Here is a 15,047-nt window from a genome sequence, read left to right as displayed (position 1 = left end):
CGTCTTGGTTTCTGGATTAATAATCGCCTAATGTTTCTGGGTTTTGTGCCAAGGCCGTGGCCAATTGCTCATCGCTGGGCGCTTTGCCGTGCCAAGCATGGGTGTGCATCATAAAGTCCACACCATTGCCCATTTCGGTATCCATGACCATGCAAACGGGTTTTCCATTTCCGGTTCTGCTTTTGGCTTCTTTCAATCCGGCAATCACCCGTTCCAGGTCATTGCCGTGTTCAACTTCCAGCACATCCCAGCCAAATACCCTGAATTTTTCAGCAACATCGCCCAAAGGCAATACTTTTTCGGTCGGACCATCGATTTGTTGGCCATTTCGGTCCACTGTGGCGATTAGATTATCCACTTTGTTACCTGCCGCAAACATGATAGCCTCCCAGTTTTGTCCTTCCTGAAGTTCCCCATCACCGTGCAAACTGAACACCAAATGATCATCGTTGTTCAATTTTTTGGCCAATGCCGCACCAATGGCCACGGACATGCCTTGTCCCAAAGAACCGGAAGCAATTCGAACACCAGGTAATCCTTCGTGCGTGGTCGGGTGACCCTGCAATCTGGAATTGATAAGCCTGAAGGTATTGAGCTCTTCAAGCGGGAAATAACCCCTACGCGCCAAAACGCTGTAGAAGACAGGGGAGATATGACCGTTGGATAGGAAGAAAACATCTTCCCCGATTCCATCCATATCAAAACCTTCCTTCAATTCCATAATTTCATTGTATAGGGCAACCATAAATTCGGTACAGCCCAACGATCCACCGGGGTGACCGGAATTTACCTTATGGACCATCCGCAGGATGTCCCTTCTCACCTGATAGACCAAATCCTGTAATTCTTGAGTGTTCGGCATTGTTAGATTTTTATTGTTTCAAAAGTAACGGCATTCGGTCGGCTAAGCAAGTGTATTTGTATTATTTATCGACAGAGAACTTTACAAACTTTATTTTTTTGTTAAGGGTTGGCGAAAATGAGATCGCTATATTTGCGCTTTTAAAAGCGACCATTGGAATTTACCTTAGTACAGAAGGATAGTAAGAGCAAAGCAAGGGCAGGTTCGATCACCACCGATCATGGTACCATTGAAACACCGATTTTTATGCCTGTGGGCACAGTGGCATCCGTAAAAGGGGTACACCAACGTGAATTGAGGGATGATATAAACCCCGATATTGTTTTGGGCAATACCTATCACCTGTACCTACGGCCTGGCACCGGTATTTTGGAAGAAGCGGGCGGCCTACACAAGTTCATGAACTGGGATCGCAACATTTTGACCGATAGTGGGGGATATCAGGTATATTCCCTGTCCAGTAACCGAAAGATTAAGGAAGAAGGGGTAAAGTTCAAATCGCATATCGATGGTTCGCACCACGTGTTCACTCCTGAAAATGTGATGGAGATCCAACGTACCATCGGAGCGGATATCATCATGGCGTTTGATGAATGCACACCGTATCCCTGCGATTACAATTACGCCAAACGTTCCATGCATTTGACCCATCGTTGGTTGGACCGGTGCATCAGCCATTTAGAAAAGTTGCCTTTTAAATATGGGTATTCCCAAAGTTTTTTCCCGATTGTACAGGGTTCCACGTACAAAGATCTTCGCAAGCAATCAGCCGAATATATTGCATCGGTAGGGGCAGAGGGGAATGCAATTGGCGGATTGTCTGTTGGGGAGCCTGCACCGGAAATGTATGAAATGGCAGAATTGGTTTGCGATATTTTGCCAGAAGATAAGCCGCGCTATTTAATGGGAGTTGGAACGCCCATCAATATATTGGAGAACATTGCCTTGGGTGTGGATATGTTCGATTGTGTGATGCCCACACGGAATGCCCGCAACGGAATGTTGTTCACGGCCCATGGGACCATCAACATCAAGAACAAAAAATGGGAGAACGATTTTTCGCCCATCGATGAAATGGGAATTACGTTTGTGGACACTGAATATTCCAAGGCGTATTTAAGACACTTGTTCGCCGCCAACGAGTATTTGGGCAAGCAAATTGCTACCATCCACAACTTAGGATTTTACCTTTGGTTGGTACGTACTGCCAGAGAACGTATTTTAGCAGGGGATTTTCAGGAATGGAAAACCAAGATGGTTCAACAAATGGATAAACGATTGTAATGCTCACCATCCTTGACCGGTACATATTAAAGCGTTATTTGGTCACCTTTATGGGGATGTTGCTCCTGTTTGTTCCCATTGGTATCATGGCCAATTTGGCCGAAAAGATTGGGAAGATCATCGATAATGAGGCACCCCTATCCGAAGTCATTGTTTTTTATGGAAATTTCACCTTGGTGATCGGGAACCTATTGTTGCCTATATTCCTGTTTCTGTCCATTATTTTCTTTACCTCCAAACTCGCGAGTAATACTGAGATTGTGGCCATTTTGAGTTCCGGGGTTTCCTATTGGCGATTTCTACGACCGTATTTTATAGGTGCCACCTTAGTGGCAATTTTAATTTTTATGATGGGGATGTTCATAGTGCCCCATGCCAGCATTGGTTTCAACGAATTTGAGTACAAGTATTTCAAAAAGGGAAGGAAGGACCGGGAAACCGAAAACATCTTCAACCAGCTCAATGAAACCGATTATATCTATGTGAGCAGTTTTGACCCTAATCGGAAATTGGGCTATAATTTCACGTATGAGCACTTTGACTCCATCGGCAAATTGGATTACAAAATATCTGCCAGCAACATCCGATGGGTGGACAAGGACAGTACCTATCGTTTGACCAATTACGAAAAGCGTATTGTGAGAGGCGAAACGGAATACATCAACGCCAAAAGACGGTTGGACACAATTTTTTCCTTCAAATTGGATGACCTTACTCCCGTTTCCTATGTTGCGGAGACCAAAAACCTTTTCGAACTGAACGATTTTATCGAAGACCAACGGCGCAAAGGCGCGTCTAACATCAATGCCTACGTGTTGGTAAAGTACAAACGTTGGGCTTTACCCATTGCAGCCTTTATTCTTACGGTTATCGCTGTGGCGGTGTCCTCCGTTAAACGAAGAGGGGGCATGGGACTTAATTTGGCCTTTGGTATTGGGGTGGCCTTTGTATACATTTTCTTTGATAAGGTCTTTGGTACCTTGGCGGAACAATCCGGATTTTCACCCTTGCTGGCCGTGCTCATCCCCAATCTTCTTTTTGGTGCATTCGCCGTTTACATGCTAATGAAAGCCAAACGCTAGAGCATTCGAATTGCCCATTTTGTTGAAATTAAACCCCTTCGGGTATTATTTTAGGTATGGGAGAATGTTATATATTTGTCCCCACTGATTAGTTGAAAATTACGACTTCCCATGGAATATCTAGAATTTGAACTCCCCATCAAAGAACTTGAAGAACAACTTCAAAAATGTATGATCATTGGGGAAGAAAGTGATGTAGATGTAAGTGAGACCTGCACACAGATAGAAAGGAAACTTGAAGAGACCCGAAAGGATATCTATAAAAATTTGACCGCGTGGCAACGGGTGCAATTATCAAGGCATCCCAATCGTCCATACACCATGGACTACATTAAGGCCATTTGTGGGGATACTTTTTTGGAACTGCACGGTGATCGGAATGTAAAGGATGACAAGGCCATGATCGGTGGACTTGGCAAGATCGGTGATCAGAGCTACATGTTCATCGGTCAACAAAAAGGATACAATACCAAAACACGCCAGTATAGAAATTTTGGAATGGCCAACCCTGAGGGGTATCGCAAGGCGCTGCGATTGATGAAATCGGCTGAAAAGTTCGGTATTCCCGTGGTTAGTTTCATCGACACCCCCGGTGCATATCCTGGCATTGAGGCTGAGGAGCGAGGACAAGGTGAGGCCATTGCACGAAACATATTGGAAATGACACGACTTAAAGTGCCGATCATTGTAGTGATCATTGGGGAAGGAGCTTCCGGTGGTGCTTTGGGCATTGGTGTTGGCGATAAGGTATTGATGTTGGAAAATACATGGTACTCTGTAATCTCGCCAGAATCCTGCTCTTCCATTTTATGGAGAAGCTGGGAGTATAAAGAACAAGCCGCTGAGGCCCTTAAATTGACCGCTGCCGATATGAAGAAGCAGAAATTGGTCGATGAGATCGTAAAGGAGCCCTTGGGTGGAGCACATGCCAACAGGGAAAAGACTTTTGAAATCGTCAAAAACAAAATTTCATCCCATTACGAGGAACTTAAAAAGTTATCACCAAAAGAATTGGTAAAATCTCGCATGGATAAATATTCCAACATGGGGGTTTTTGACGAATAATTCTTGTTTTTAAGAGGTTAACCGATTTCATTAGGTTATATCCCGTAATTTTTTTATGTTATCAACAGGTATTTTAAGTTATCAACAATTAAAATGTTGAGTACCTGTGAACATCACATCCCTTAAATCTAAAGTTAACTAAAAGTTAATTAGCTACTTTCGCACTTATGGATAAACCTAGCCCCATAGTCGGTCATAGAGTGGACAAATCCACCCTAATCAATCTTGAGAAAGGTAAAATACCTCCTCAAGCTGTTGATTTAGAGGAAGTTGTGCTGGGCGCCATGATGATTGACAAAAAAGGGGTGGATGAAGTAATAGATATCCTACATCCTGATGTTTTCTATAAGGATGCACACAAATATATTTACGAAGCCATCTTTAAATTGTTCGAATCCTCCGAGCCGGTGGATTTATTAACTGTTTCGGCCCAATTAAAGAAGGAAGGCAGACTGGAAGCGGTCGGAGGGGACTTTTACCTCATAAAACTGACCCAAAAAGTAGCCTCTTCGGCACACATTGAGTTCCACGCCAGGATCATTCTTCAAAAATACATCCAGCGAAGTCTGATTAAGATTTCTAGCGAAATAATAGAGGAAGCATACAGTGATTCCACCGACGTTTTTGATTTGTTGGACAATGCCGAAGCCAAGTTGTATGAAGTCACTCAGGGGAACTTGAAACGTTCTGCAGAAACTGCCCAGAACTTGGTGATCCAGGCCAAAAAGAAAATTGAGGAAATTTCCAATAAGGAAGGTTTGAGTGGAATACCTTCCGGTTTTGACAAGTTGGACCGATTGACCTCCGGTTGGCAACCCAGTGATCTTATTATTGTGGCTGCAAGACCGGGTATGGGTAAAACAGCATTGACCCTGTCCATGGCGAGGAATATAGCGGTGAACTCCGATATTCCCGTTGCTTTCTTTTCCTTGGAGATGTCTTCCGTCCAGTTGATTACCCGACTCATATCCTCCGAAACAGGGCTGTCTTCGGAAAAATTGCGTACCGGCAAATTGGAAAAACACGAATGGGAACAGTTGAACGTAAAGGTGAAAGCTTTGGAGAAAGCACCCTTGTTCATTGATGATACCCCATCCCTGTCCATTTTTGACCTTCGTGCGAAGGCAAGGCGATTGGCGTCACAACACAAGATTCGTTTGATCATTATCGATTACTTGCAGTTAATGACGGCTGGTGGAAGCCAAAAAGGCGGAAACCGGGAGCAAGAAATATCCACCATCTCACGAAACTTGAAGGCATTGGCCAAGGAATTGGATGTACCCGTAATCGCACTTTCACAGTTGTCCAGGGCCGTTGAAACCCGTGGAGGCAGCAAGCGCCCCATACTTTCCGACCTCAGGGAATCCGGGGCCATTGAGCAGGATGCGGATATCGTTTCCTTTATCTACAGGCCGGAATACTATAAAATTGACGAATGGGACGATGAGGAGCGCACCCCGACCCAGGGTCAGGCCGAGTTTATCGTGGCCAAGCACCGTAACGGTGGTTTGGATAATATTAGGTTAAAATTTGTGGGTGCTCTGGGTAAATTTGATAACTTGGATGACTTTGATTCCCCATTCGAATTCCAATCGAAGATGAATGCGGATGAAGAAAATCCCTTTGCAACGCCAAAATTCCCAAGTGCGGATGAAGCTTTTGGCAGCGCAATGAACAGTGACGATGACCCAGATAATGACGTGCCCTTCTAAAATACTTTCATTTTTGTCACCTCGAGCGCAGTCGAGAGGTCTCTTTTTTATCATCTTTCTCTTTTCGATTCAATCCTTTGCCTCCGTCATTCTAATTCCTATGGATGCCGATGGTCAGGAAAACCATTTAAAGGCATACGGTATTACCTATTGGGTGCTTACCAAACAACAAAAGGTTCAGTGGCTTTTAAATTACCGCGGTGGCTCTTTTTTGTTGCCTGATGGGGAGATCATTCGAAAGGAATGCCAAATTCGCGGGGTCTCTTTTGAAGTTTTGACCGATGCCCAAGCCGAAGAGATTTTGGATGGTATCAGTAGCCCTTCACAGAACCAAGATGCGGTAATATTGGAAAAGGCCCCAAAAATTGCGGTGTATTCCCCAAAGGAAAACCAACCTTGGGACGATGCCGTGACCATGGTGTTGACCTATGCCGAAATTCCCTATACCACCATTTATGACGAAGAGGTCTTGGGGGACAAGCTGGCCTTGTACGATTGGTTGCACTTGCACCACGAGGATTTTACGGGTCAATATGGTCGATTTTATGGACATTACCGTGCTGCGCCTTGGTACATAGAATCCAAAGCCGAAGCCGAAGCATTGGCCCAAAAATTGGGTTATTCCAAAGTCTCTGACGAAAAATTGGCCGTTGCTTTAAAAATTAGGAACTATGTGATCGGGGGCGGATTTATGTTCGCTATGTGTTCCGCAACCGATAGTTTTGATATTGCCCTTGCTGCGGAAAATGTGGACATCTGCGAACCCATGTTCGATGGAGACCCTTCCGATGCCAACTACCAATCGAAATTGAATTATGGCAATACGTTTGCCTTTACCAATTTTATTTTGGAACGAAATCCGTTGCGCTATGAATTTTCATCCATCGACATGACCAACAAAAGAGGCAATGTGCCCAAGGAATCCGATTATTTTTCGTTGATGGAGTTCTCGGCCAAATGGGACCCGGTGCCCACCATGCTCACACAGAACCATACCAGCTTGGTAAAGGGTTTTATGGGGCAGACCACGGCATTTACCCGAAAAGAGGTCAAACCTACTGTTATGATATTGGGAGAAAACAAGATCAATGGTGAGGCACGCTACATCCATGGAATAAAAGGGAAGGGTTTCTTTACCTTTTATGGTGGTCACGACCCGGAAGATTACCAGCATAGGGTAGGAGACCCAAAAACTGAACTGGACCTGCACCCCACATCACCGGGATACCGCCTGATCTTGAACAATGTATTGTTCCCAGCAGCGAGAAAAAAGAAGCAAAAGACCTAGACCAGTTTTTCCAAAACTTTTTCCACCCCAAAATCATTGTTACTTGAGGTTTTGTACTTGGCGACTTGCAACACATTTGGATGTGCATTGGCCATCGCAAAGCTATACTCGGAAAGTTCCAACATTTCCAGATCGTTGTTGTAATCCCCAAAGACCATGATTTCGTCCGATTGAACCTGAAATCGTTCCATCACTTTTTTAAGGGCATGTCCCTTGTGGGCATTGATGTCGGATACGTCAACCCAGTTGGCCCCCGATACTTTTACTTTCATGTCCCCTTCAAGGTGTTTTACGGAAGGATATATGAACCGTTCGGAGCTTTCAAAATGATAGATGGCAATTTTGAGCACCTGCTCATCCACCAATTTTTGGTCCTGTACAATTTCAAATTCGGAATAATACTCTTGCAACAGGGAGATGAACGCTTCGGACTGACCGGAGACAAAGGCAGTATTCCCGCAACAGAGCACGGGATGTGCATTTTCTATATTTTGTACTGTGGACAATACCTTGTTGACCTCCGCTTTGGTTATAGGGGTGGTCAATAAGACCTCTTCCCTATGTTTTACCAAGGCCCCATTTTCAGCAATGACAATGATGTCGTCCTTGATGGAATCCAATTTATCCACCATACTGTGGTATTGCCTTCCACTGGCAGCAACAAAGGCAATGTTCTTTTTTTTGAGGGCTTCGAAAAGTTCAAAAAAACGGGAGCTCACTTCATGGTTGGAATTCAGCAAAGTGCCATCCATGTCCGAAACCACCATTTTTATTTTAGAAAAGTCCATACGGAAAAATTAAGCTGCAAAGGTATTGCCTTCGTTGCAAAGTTGGTGCTGGGTTTGGTAAACTTTATATTAAATTAGGAGCTGAAGCACACCAAGGATTATGGAATTTTATCAAAAGGAACTACAATTGCCTTCCTATCGGCGAGGTTTTCACTTGATCACGGATACCATTTTGGAAGCCATTCCAGAATTGGCCCAAATGAAGACGGGTATGTTGCACGTATTCATCAAGCATACATCGGCCAGCTTAACCATCAATGAGAATGCCGATCCCACGGTCCGCTTGGACTTTGAGAGTCATATGAACAAAATGGTTCCTGAGAATGCTCCCTATTATGTGCACAATTATGAGGGTCCGGACGATATGCCGGCCCATATCAAAGCTTCATTGATGGGAGCTTCGGTGCAGGTGCCAATTACCAATGGCAGATTGAACATGGGTATATGGCAGGGGATTTACCTGTGTGAACACCGGAATCATGCTTCTGGAAGAAAATTGGTGATTACAGCTTATGGGCAGTAGTGGTATGGTTATCAGTTTGAGCGCCCGCCTGACGGACGGACAGGCAGTCGAGAACCAATAAACATAAAATAAAAAATCCCGCACAGGGCGGGATCTTAATAAGCGGGGTAAGTTTATATTGATTTTTTACTTTACTCTCTCAACGATGGCCTTGAAGGCATCTGGATGGTTCATGGCCAAATCCGCAAGAACTTTTCTGTTAAGTTCGATTCCGTTGGATTTCACTTTCCCCATGAATTGGGAGTAAGACATTCCGTGCAATCTGGCACCGGCGTTGATACGGGTGATCCATAGGGAACGGAAAGTACGCTTTTTGTTTCTTCTGTCGCGGTAAGCATAAAGCATTGCTTTTTCTACCGCATTTTTGGCTACTGTCCAAACGTTCTTACGTCTTCCGAAGTAACCTTTGGCTTGCTTCATCACTTTTTTTCTCCTAGCGCGTGAAGCAACTGAATTTACTGATCTTGGCATAATGTTTCATTTTTTTGTAGCAGGCGTCCCAATTAAGGGAACTTTGATGGCCCAACTCCAGGGTTAATAATTAATGTACCGTTGGAACGATTATTTTAAACGTAATTGTTCCAAAACGCTGTTCTCATCCGATGGGTGTACCAATGTGGAATGAGTCAACTTAAGCTTACGCTTTTTAGACTTTTTGGTCAAGATATGACTCTTAAAAGCGTGCTTTCTTTTGATTTTACCAGAACCGGTAAGCTTGAAACGCTTTTTGGCACTGGATTTTGTTTTCATCTTAGGCATTTTCCTAGTTTTTAACTCCGCTTATTGTTATGCTGGACAAAGGTCCAGTATTTTTTATTTTTTGTTTGTCTTCGGTGCGATGAACATGGTCATCCGTTTACCTTCCAATTTGGGCATTTGCTCCACTTTTCCAAGTTCTTCCAAATCCTGGGCCAATCGGAGCAACAATATTTCACCTTGATCTTTATAGACGATCGATCGTCCTTTAAAGAATACATATGCTTTCAATTTGGCACCGTCTTTCAAGAATTTTTCTGCATGTCGCTTCTTGAAATCATAATCGTGGTCATCGGTCTGTGGACCAAAACGAATTTCCTTGATTATTACTTTGGTTGCCTTGGCCTTTAAGGCCTTGTCCCTTTTCTTTTGCTCGTAAAGGAATTTCTTATAGTCGATGATCTTACAAACCGGTGGTTCTGCGTTTGGTGATATTTCCACCAAATCCAACTCCAGTTCGTTGGCCAATTCCCTCGCTTTTGAAATGGGATAAACACCCATTTCCACATTGTCGCCTACGAGCCTCACCTCACGGGCCTTGATATTTTCATTGATATTGTGAGGGTTCTTGTTTTCCCTCCTAGGTTGGGACTTAAATCTTCTACGTATTGCTATGACTTAAACTTTTTAATTAAACTTAATTTTTTAGAACGACTTTAAGGTACTATTTATTTCAGTAGTTACCAAGTCGGAAAATGCGTTGGTCGTTAAACTTCCCAAATCCTCTCCGCCATGTCTTCTAACAGAAATGGTCCCTGAAGCTTCCTCTTGTTCCCCAACAATGATCATAAAGGGGATTTTTTGCATTTCAGCCTCACGGATTTTCTTCCCTACCGTTTCATTCCGCTTATCAATGAGCGCGCGAATTTCGTCATTTTCCAATGAATTCAAAACTTTTTCGGCATATTTTTCATGTTTCTCACTGACCGGCAGAACAATAGCTTGGGTCGGAATCAGCCAAAGAGGGAAGTTACCACCTGTATGTTCCAGTAGCAATGCCACAAAGCGCTCCATACTTCCGAAGGGCGCGCGGTGTATCATTACCGGCCTGTGAAGCTCATTGTCGCTACCTTTATAGGTAAGGTCAAATCGTTTCGGAAGGTTGTAGTCCACCTGAATGGTACCCAATTGCCAGTTGCGTCCGAGGGCGTCCTTCACCATGAAATCCAATTTTGGTCCATAAAAGGCAGCTTCACCACTTTCCACCACATAGTTCAGTCCTTTTTCTTCAGCAGCATCGATGATGGCCTGCTCGGCTTTTTCCCAATCTTCGGCGTTACCGATATATTTTTCGGGCTGATCTAGGTCTCGCACAGATACTTGGGCGGTAAAATTATCGAATCCCAAAGAGTTCAATACATATAAGGTAAGGTCAATTACGTTTTTGAACTCATCGCTCAATTGCTCATTGGTGCAGAAAATATGGGCATCATCCTGTGTAAATCCACGTACACGGGTTAGACCATGCAATTCACCGCTCTGTTCATATCGGTATACGGTACCAAACTCGGCATATCGTTTGGGCAAGTCTTTGTAACTGAACGGATGACTGTTATAGATTTCACAGTGGTGCGGACAGTTCATGGGTTTCAACAAGAATTCCTCATCCTCTTTTGGGGTGTGTATGGGTTGAAAGCTGTCCTCTCCGTATTTGGCATAGTGCCCAGAAGTTACATAAAGTTCCTTCTGCCCAATATGTGGGGTTACCACCATTTCGTAACCGGCTTTCTTTTGGGCTTTTTTAAGGAATTGTTCCAAACGTTCCCGTAGCGCAGCACCTTTAGGTAGCCATAAGGGAAGACCTTGACCCACCTTTTGTGAAAAAGTGAACAGTTCCAGTTCTTTGCCCAATTTTCTATGATCCCGTTTTTTGGCTTCTTCCAAAAGTTCCAGGTACTCGGTCAGATCCTTTTGTTTTGGGAAGGATATACCATAGACCCGGGTCAATTGCTTGTTTTTTTCATCCCCTCGCCAATAGGCACCGGCCACACTCAATATTTTAATGGCCTTGATGATTCCGGTATTGGGAATGTGCCCGCCCCGACATAGATCGGTAAACGTGCTATGGTCGCAGAAGGTTATTGTTCCATCTTCCAGATTTTCGATAAGCTCTACTTTGTAGGGGTTATCCTGTTTCTTATAATAGGAAAGGGCATCCGCCTTGGAAACACTGCGCATTTTATAGTCATGTTTGCCACGTGCAATTTCCAATGCCTTTTGTTCAATGGCCGGAAAATCTTTTTCCGAAATGGATCGGTCACCGAAATCCACATCATAATAGAAACCATTTTCAATGGCCGGGCCAATGGTCAACTTAATACCAGGGTACAATTCCTCCAAAGCCTGGGCCACAACGTGCGAGCTGGAGTGCCAAAATGCTTTCTTGCCTTCGGGATCGTTCCATGTATATAAGGTGAGCGACCCGTTCTCGGTAAGAGGTGTCACAGTTTCAACAGTGGTATCGTTGAATTTGGCGGAAATGATATTTCTGGCCAAACCTTCACTAATGCTTTTGGCAATATCCATTGGAGTGGTTCCTTCGGGAACTTTCTTTACCGCGCCATCGGGCAATGTAATATCAATCATTTATATCCTTTATTATACATGGTGCGCAAAGATACTATCTTGAGTTGATGCTTACAATAGGGATGCCATTCATTTGGTAAGTTGTGGGCAATCAGAAGGTTATAAAATTTATTTGGGATTTTTTGGTGGAAAAAGGATTTTTTTGTATTTTAATAGGCTGGTTTTCAGTGAGGTGTAAATATTTTTAAAAAAAACTTGAAATTATTTTGTGGTGTCATTTAAACCTTTCTATATTTGCACCCGCTTAGCTGATGAGGCTGGGTTGTTTTCGAGAGGGGATTTGGTCATTTGGCCAATTTTTTTTCGGAAAAATTGAAGAAGAAGTTCATATACATATTGTAACGACAGCGTAAAGAGAATAAGAACCATTTTGATGCGGGGACTTCGGTTTTCCGGGTGTCGGACAGACATTCAAGGAAATACAATGAAGAGTTTGATCCTGGCTCAGGATGAACGCTAGCGGCAGGCCTAACACATGCAAGTCGAGGGGCAGCGGGGATAAGCTTGCTTATCCGCCGGCGACCGGCGCACGGGTGCGGAACGCGTATGGAACCTGCCCCTGTCAGGGGAATAGCCCAGGGAAACTTGGATTAATGCCCCATGGTACCGCGATATCGCATGATATTGCGGTTAAAGATTTATCGGACAGGGATGGCCATGCGTACCATTAGCTAGTTGGTAAGGTAACGGCTTACCAAGGCAACGATGGTTAGGGGCCCTGAGAGGGGGATCCCCCACACTGGTACTGAGACACGGACCAGACTCCTACGGGAGGCAGCAGTGAGGAATATTGGACAATGGTCGGAAGACTGATCCAGCCATGCCGCGTGCAGGATGACGGCCCTATGGGTTGTAAACTGCTTTTATACGGGAAGAAACCCGCCTACGTGTAGGCGGCTGACTGTACCGTAAGAATAAGGACCGGCTAACTCCGTGCCAGCAGCCGCGGTAATACGGAGGGTCCGAGCGTTATCCGGAATCATTGGGTTTAAAGGGTCCGTAGGCGGGCCTGTAAGTCAGGGGTGAAAGTTTGTGGCTCAACCATAAAATTGCCTTTGATACTGCAGGTCTTGAGTCATGGTGGGGTTGCCGGAACATGTGGTGTAGCGGTGAAATGCATAGATATCACATAGAACACCGATCGCGAAGGCAGGTGACCAACCATGTACTGACGCTGATGGACGAAAGCGTGGGTAGCGAACGGGATTAGATACCCCGGTAGTCCACGCCGTAAACGATGGATACTAGCTGTGGGGACCTCGGTCTCCGTGGCCAAGCGAAAGTGATAAGTATCCCACCTGGGGAGTACGTTCGCAAGAATGAAACTCAAAGGAATTGACGGGGGCCCGCACAAGCGGTGGAGCATGTGGTTTAATTCGATGATACGCGAGGAACCTTACCAGGGCTTAAATGCAGGCTGCATGGGGTGGAGACATCCCTTTCTTCGGACTGCCTGCAAGGTGCTGCATGGTTGTCGTCAGCTCGTGCCGTGAGGTGTCAGGTTAAGTCCTATAACGAGCGCAACCCCTGCCGTTAGTTGCCAGCATGTAAAGATGGGGACTCTAACGGGACTGCCGGTGCAAACCGTGAGGAAGGTGGGGACGACGTCAAATCATCACGGCCCTTACGTCCTGGGCCACACACGTGCTACAATGGCCGGTACAGAGGGAAGCCACCCCGCAAGGGGGCGCGGATCTACAAAACCGGTCACAGTTCGGATCGGGGTCTGCAACTCGACCCCGTGAAGCTGGAATCGCTAGTAATCGGATATCAGCCATGATCCGGTGAATACGTTCCCGGGCCTTGTACACACCGCCCGTCAAGCCATGGAAGCCGGGAGTGCCTGAAGTCCGTCACCGCGAGGAGCGGCCTAGGGCAAAATCGGTAACTAGGGCTAAGTCGTAACAAGGTAGCCGTACCGGAAGGTGCGGCTGGAACACCTCCTTTCTAGAGAAAGAGACGCCCGGAGACGGGGGTCCCGCACGAGGTGGTCCTTTTATCTTTGTGCTGTCGTTTATGATATGTTTGTTGATATACTGGCAAGAAAAGGCCAAGACAGTCTCATAGCTCAGCTGGTTAGAGCGCTACACTGATAATGTAGAGGTCGGCAGTTCGAGTCTGCCTGAGACTACGGAAGCGGCGAAGCCGCGGTTATAAGTTTTGAGTTTTGGGTTCAAGGTTTATAAAAGTTCTTTAAAAAAGTATTGAATAGGAAATTCTGGAAGTTGAGACACCAGTTGTTGGTTCTTGGTTGATGGTTGATGGAGATTACGATCAACGAACAACGAACAACAATCAACTAGACTGGGGAATTAGCTCAGCTGGCTAGAGCGCCTGCCTTGCACGCAGGAGGTCAAGGGTTCGACTCCCTTATTCTCCACCACGGCAAGTGCCGTCCACCGATCGGTGTGGCGGTGTGCCAGAAAGTTCATTGACATATTGGGACGGAGCGTGATGGTTTTACCATCATGGCGAAGTCAAAAGAAGAAACACGAAGTAGAATAGAATATATAAGGATTACGAGAGGGCATTTGTACTTAGGTACAGGTGCGACAAGCAAAAGAAGGGCGTATGGGGGATGCCTGGGCTCTCAGAGGCGACGAAGGACGCGATAAGCTGCGAAAATCCACGGGGAGCTGCACATGAGCATTGATCCGTGGGTGTCCGAATGGGGCAACCCGGCTGGTTGAAGGCCAGTCACACCGCAAGGTGGGCGAACCCGCTGAACTGAAACATCTAAGTAGGCGGAGGAAGAGAAAACAAAAGTGATTCCGAGAGTAGTGGCGAGCGAAATCGGATTAGCCCAAACCAATGTTGTTCCGGCAATGTTGGGGTTGTAGGACCGCGATATTCTTTGCGCGACGAACTGGAACCCTTTGGAAAGAGGGGCCGTAGACGGTGACAGCCCGGTACAGGCAAGGAGCGTTAAAGATAGTGGTATCCTGAGTAGCGCGGGGCACGTGAAACCCTGTGTGAATCCGGCGGGACCATCCGCCAAGGCTAAATACTCCTGAGAGACCGATAGTGAACCAGTACCGTGAGGGAAAGGTGAAAAGAACCCTGAACAAGGGAGTGAAAGAGACCCTGAAACCATACGCCTA

General features: G+C 45.5%; 12 protein-coding genes, 2 tRNA genes and 2 rRNA genes (1 of these 16 cut by a window edge). 10 read left to right on the top strand and 6 right to left on the bottom strand.

Features of this window, described 5'->3' with window-relative positions:
- Positions 1 to 16: 16 nt before the first annotated feature.
- Entirely contained in the window at positions 17 to 862 is an 846-nt protein-coding gene (locus EO131_RS00605) for a transketolase (RefSeq protein ID WP_127018417.1), read from the bottom strand.
- Between the two features lie 153 nt (positions 863 to 1,015).
- Between EO131_RS00605 and tgt the strand changes: the two genes are divergently transcribed.
- The 5 genes from tgt (at position 1,016) to EO131_RS00580 (ending at position 7,293) form a co-directional block, all read left to right on the top strand.
- Positions 1,016 to 2,146: a tRNA guanosine(34) transglycosylase Tgt gene (gene tgt / locus EO131_RS00600; RefSeq protein WP_127018416.1), complete on the top strand. Its 1,131-nt coding sequence runs from the start codon at positions 1,016 to 1,018 to the stop codon at positions 2,144 to 2,146.
- A complete protein-coding gene (locus tag EO131_RS00595) occupies positions 2,146 to 3,228 on the top strand; it encodes an LptF/LptG family permease (protein ID WP_127018415.1) in 1,083 nt (360 codons plus the stop codon). Before tgt ends, EO131_RS00595 begins: the two co-directional genes overlap by 1 nt.
- Positions 3,229 to 3,339: 111 nt before the next feature.
- Complete coding sequence (locus tag EO131_RS00590) at positions 3,340 to 4,293, top strand: acetyl-CoA carboxylase carboxyltransferase subunit alpha (protein WP_127018414.1); 954 nt, start codon at positions 3,340 to 3,342, stop codon at positions 4,291 to 4,293.
- Positions 4,294 to 4,460: 167 nt separating this feature from the next.
- Positions 4,461 to 6,005, top strand: coding sequence for a replicative DNA helicase (dnaB, locus tag EO131_RS00585; RefSeq protein WP_127018413.1), 1,545 nt, complete (start codon positions 4,461 to 4,463; stop codon positions 6,003 to 6,005).
- Positions 5,989 to 7,293: an asparagine synthetase B gene (locus EO131_RS00580; RefSeq protein WP_417935564.1), complete on the top strand. Its 1,305-nt coding sequence runs from the start codon at positions 5,989 to 5,991 to the stop codon at positions 7,291 to 7,293. Before dnaB ends, EO131_RS00580 begins: the two co-directional genes overlap by 17 nt.
- Here the strand turns inward: EO131_RS00580 and EO131_RS00575 are convergent.
- Entirely contained in the window at positions 7,290 to 8,081 is a 792-nt protein-coding gene (locus EO131_RS00575; protein WP_127018412.1) for an HAD family hydrolase, read from the bottom strand. The two genes, EO131_RS00580 and EO131_RS00575, sit on opposite strands and share 4 nt — an antisense overlap.
- Positions 8,082 to 8,181: 100 nt before the next feature.
- Between EO131_RS00575 and EO131_RS00570 the strand changes: the two genes are divergently transcribed.
- Positions 8,182 to 8,604 carry a secondary thiamine-phosphate synthase enzyme YjbQ gene (locus tag EO131_RS00570; protein WP_127018411.1) on the top strand — a complete coding sequence of 141 codons (423 nt, stop codon included), beginning with the start codon at positions 8,182 to 8,184 and terminating at the stop codon, positions 8,602 to 8,604.
- Positions 8,605 to 8,730: 126 nt separating this feature from the next.
- Here EO131_RS00570 and rplT read toward each other — a convergent pair whose 3' ends face one another.
- The 4 genes from rplT to thrS form a co-directional block, all read right to left on the bottom strand.
- The gene (rplT, locus tag EO131_RS00565) at positions 8,731 to 9,075 is read right to left on the bottom strand and encodes a 50S ribosomal protein L20 (RefSeq protein ID WP_127018410.1); all 345 of its coding nucleotides are present in this window, start codon (positions 9,073 to 9,075) and stop codon (positions 8,731 to 8,733) included.
- 90 nt (positions 9,076 to 9,165) lie between these two features.
- On the bottom strand, positions 9,166 to 9,363 hold the full coding sequence (rpmI, locus tag EO131_RS00560; protein WP_072879913.1) for a 50S ribosomal protein L35: 198 nt from the start codon (positions 9,361 to 9,363) through the stop codon (positions 9,166 to 9,168).
- Between the two features lie 54 nt (positions 9,364 to 9,417).
- Positions 9,418 to 9,969: a translation initiation factor IF-3 gene (infC, locus tag EO131_RS00555; RefSeq protein WP_206512834.1), complete on the bottom strand. Its 552-nt coding sequence runs from the start codon at positions 9,967 to 9,969 to the stop codon at positions 9,418 to 9,420.
- A 36-nt stretch (positions 9,970 to 10,005) separates the two neighbouring features.
- Positions 10,006 to 11,946, bottom strand: a complete 1,941-nt coding sequence (gene thrS, locus EO131_RS00550) for a threonine--tRNA ligase (protein WP_127018408.1) — start codon at positions 11,944 to 11,946, stop codon at positions 10,006 to 10,008.
- 421 nt (positions 11,947 to 12,367) lie between these two features.
- Between thrS and EO131_RS00545 the strand changes: the two genes are divergently transcribed.
- From EO131_RS00545 to EO131_RS00530, 4 genes are all read left to right on the top strand, one after another.
- Positions 12,368 to 13,893, top strand: a 16S ribosomal RNA gene (locus EO131_RS00545).
- A 110-nt stretch (positions 13,894 to 14,003) separates the two neighbouring features.
- Positions 14,004 to 14,077 (top strand) — tRNA-Ile (locus tag EO131_RS00540).
- Positions 14,078 to 14,252: 175 nt separating this feature from the next.
- A tRNA-Ala gene (locus EO131_RS00535) sits at positions 14,253 to 14,329 on the top strand.
- A gap of 166 nt (positions 14,330 to 14,495) precedes the next feature.
- Positions 14,496 to 15,047, top strand: a 23S ribosomal RNA gene (locus EO131_RS00530); it runs 2,266 nt beyond the window's last position.
- The 16S and 23S rRNA genes sit together here with 2 tRNA genes alongside, the layout of an rRNA operon.

Origin of the sequence: Flagellimonas beolgyonensis, from assembly GCF_003992615.1 — a bacterium.
GTDB classification, from domain to species: domain Bacteria; phylum Bacteroidota; class Bacteroidia; order Flavobacteriales; family Flavobacteriaceae; genus Flagellimonas; species Flagellimonas beolgyonensis.
Note: the sequence above shows the minus strand (reverse complement) of the source record. Positions and strands in the feature narration are given on the sequence as shown.

Excerpts from the sequence above, each read along its gene's own strand:
- EO131_RS00605 (WP_127018417.1), bottom strand. The coding sequence starts at position 862 with ATGCCGAACACTCAAGAATTACAGGATTTGGTCTATCAGGTGAGAAGG.
- dnaB (WP_127018413.1), top strand. The coding sequence starts at position 4,461 with ATGGATAAACCTAGCCCCATAGTCGGTCATAGAGTGGACAAATCCACC.
- EO131_RS00580 (WP_417935564.1), top strand. The coding sequence starts at position 5,989 with ATGACGTGCCCTTCTAAAATACTTTCATTTTTGTCACCTCGAGCGCAG.
- EO131_RS00570 (WP_127018411.1), top strand. The coding sequence starts at position 8,182 with ATGGAATTTTATCAAAAGGAACTACAATTGCCTTCCTATCGGCGAGGT.
- rpmI (WP_072879913.1), bottom strand. The coding sequence starts at position 9,363 with ATGCCTAAGATGAAAACAAAATCCAGTGCCAAAAAGCGTTTCAAGCTT.
- EO131_RS00575 (WP_127018412.1), bottom strand. The coding sequence starts at position 8,081 with ATGGACTTTTCTAAAATAAAAATGGTGGTTTCGGACATGGATGGCACT.
- thrS (WP_127018408.1), bottom strand. The coding sequence starts at position 11,946 with ATGATTGATATTACATTGCCCGATGGCGCGGTAAAGAAAGTTCCCGAA.
- EO131_RS00595 (WP_127018415.1), top strand. The coding sequence starts at position 2,146 with ATGCTCACCATCCTTGACCGGTACATATTAAAGCGTTATTTGGTCACC.
- EO131_RS00590 (WP_127018414.1), top strand. The coding sequence starts at position 3,340 with ATGGAATATCTAGAATTTGAACTCCCCATCAAAGAACTTGAAGAACAA.
- rplT (WP_127018410.1), bottom strand. The coding sequence starts at position 9,075 with ATGCCAAGATCAGTAAATTCAGTTGCTTCACGCGCTAGGAGAAAAAAA.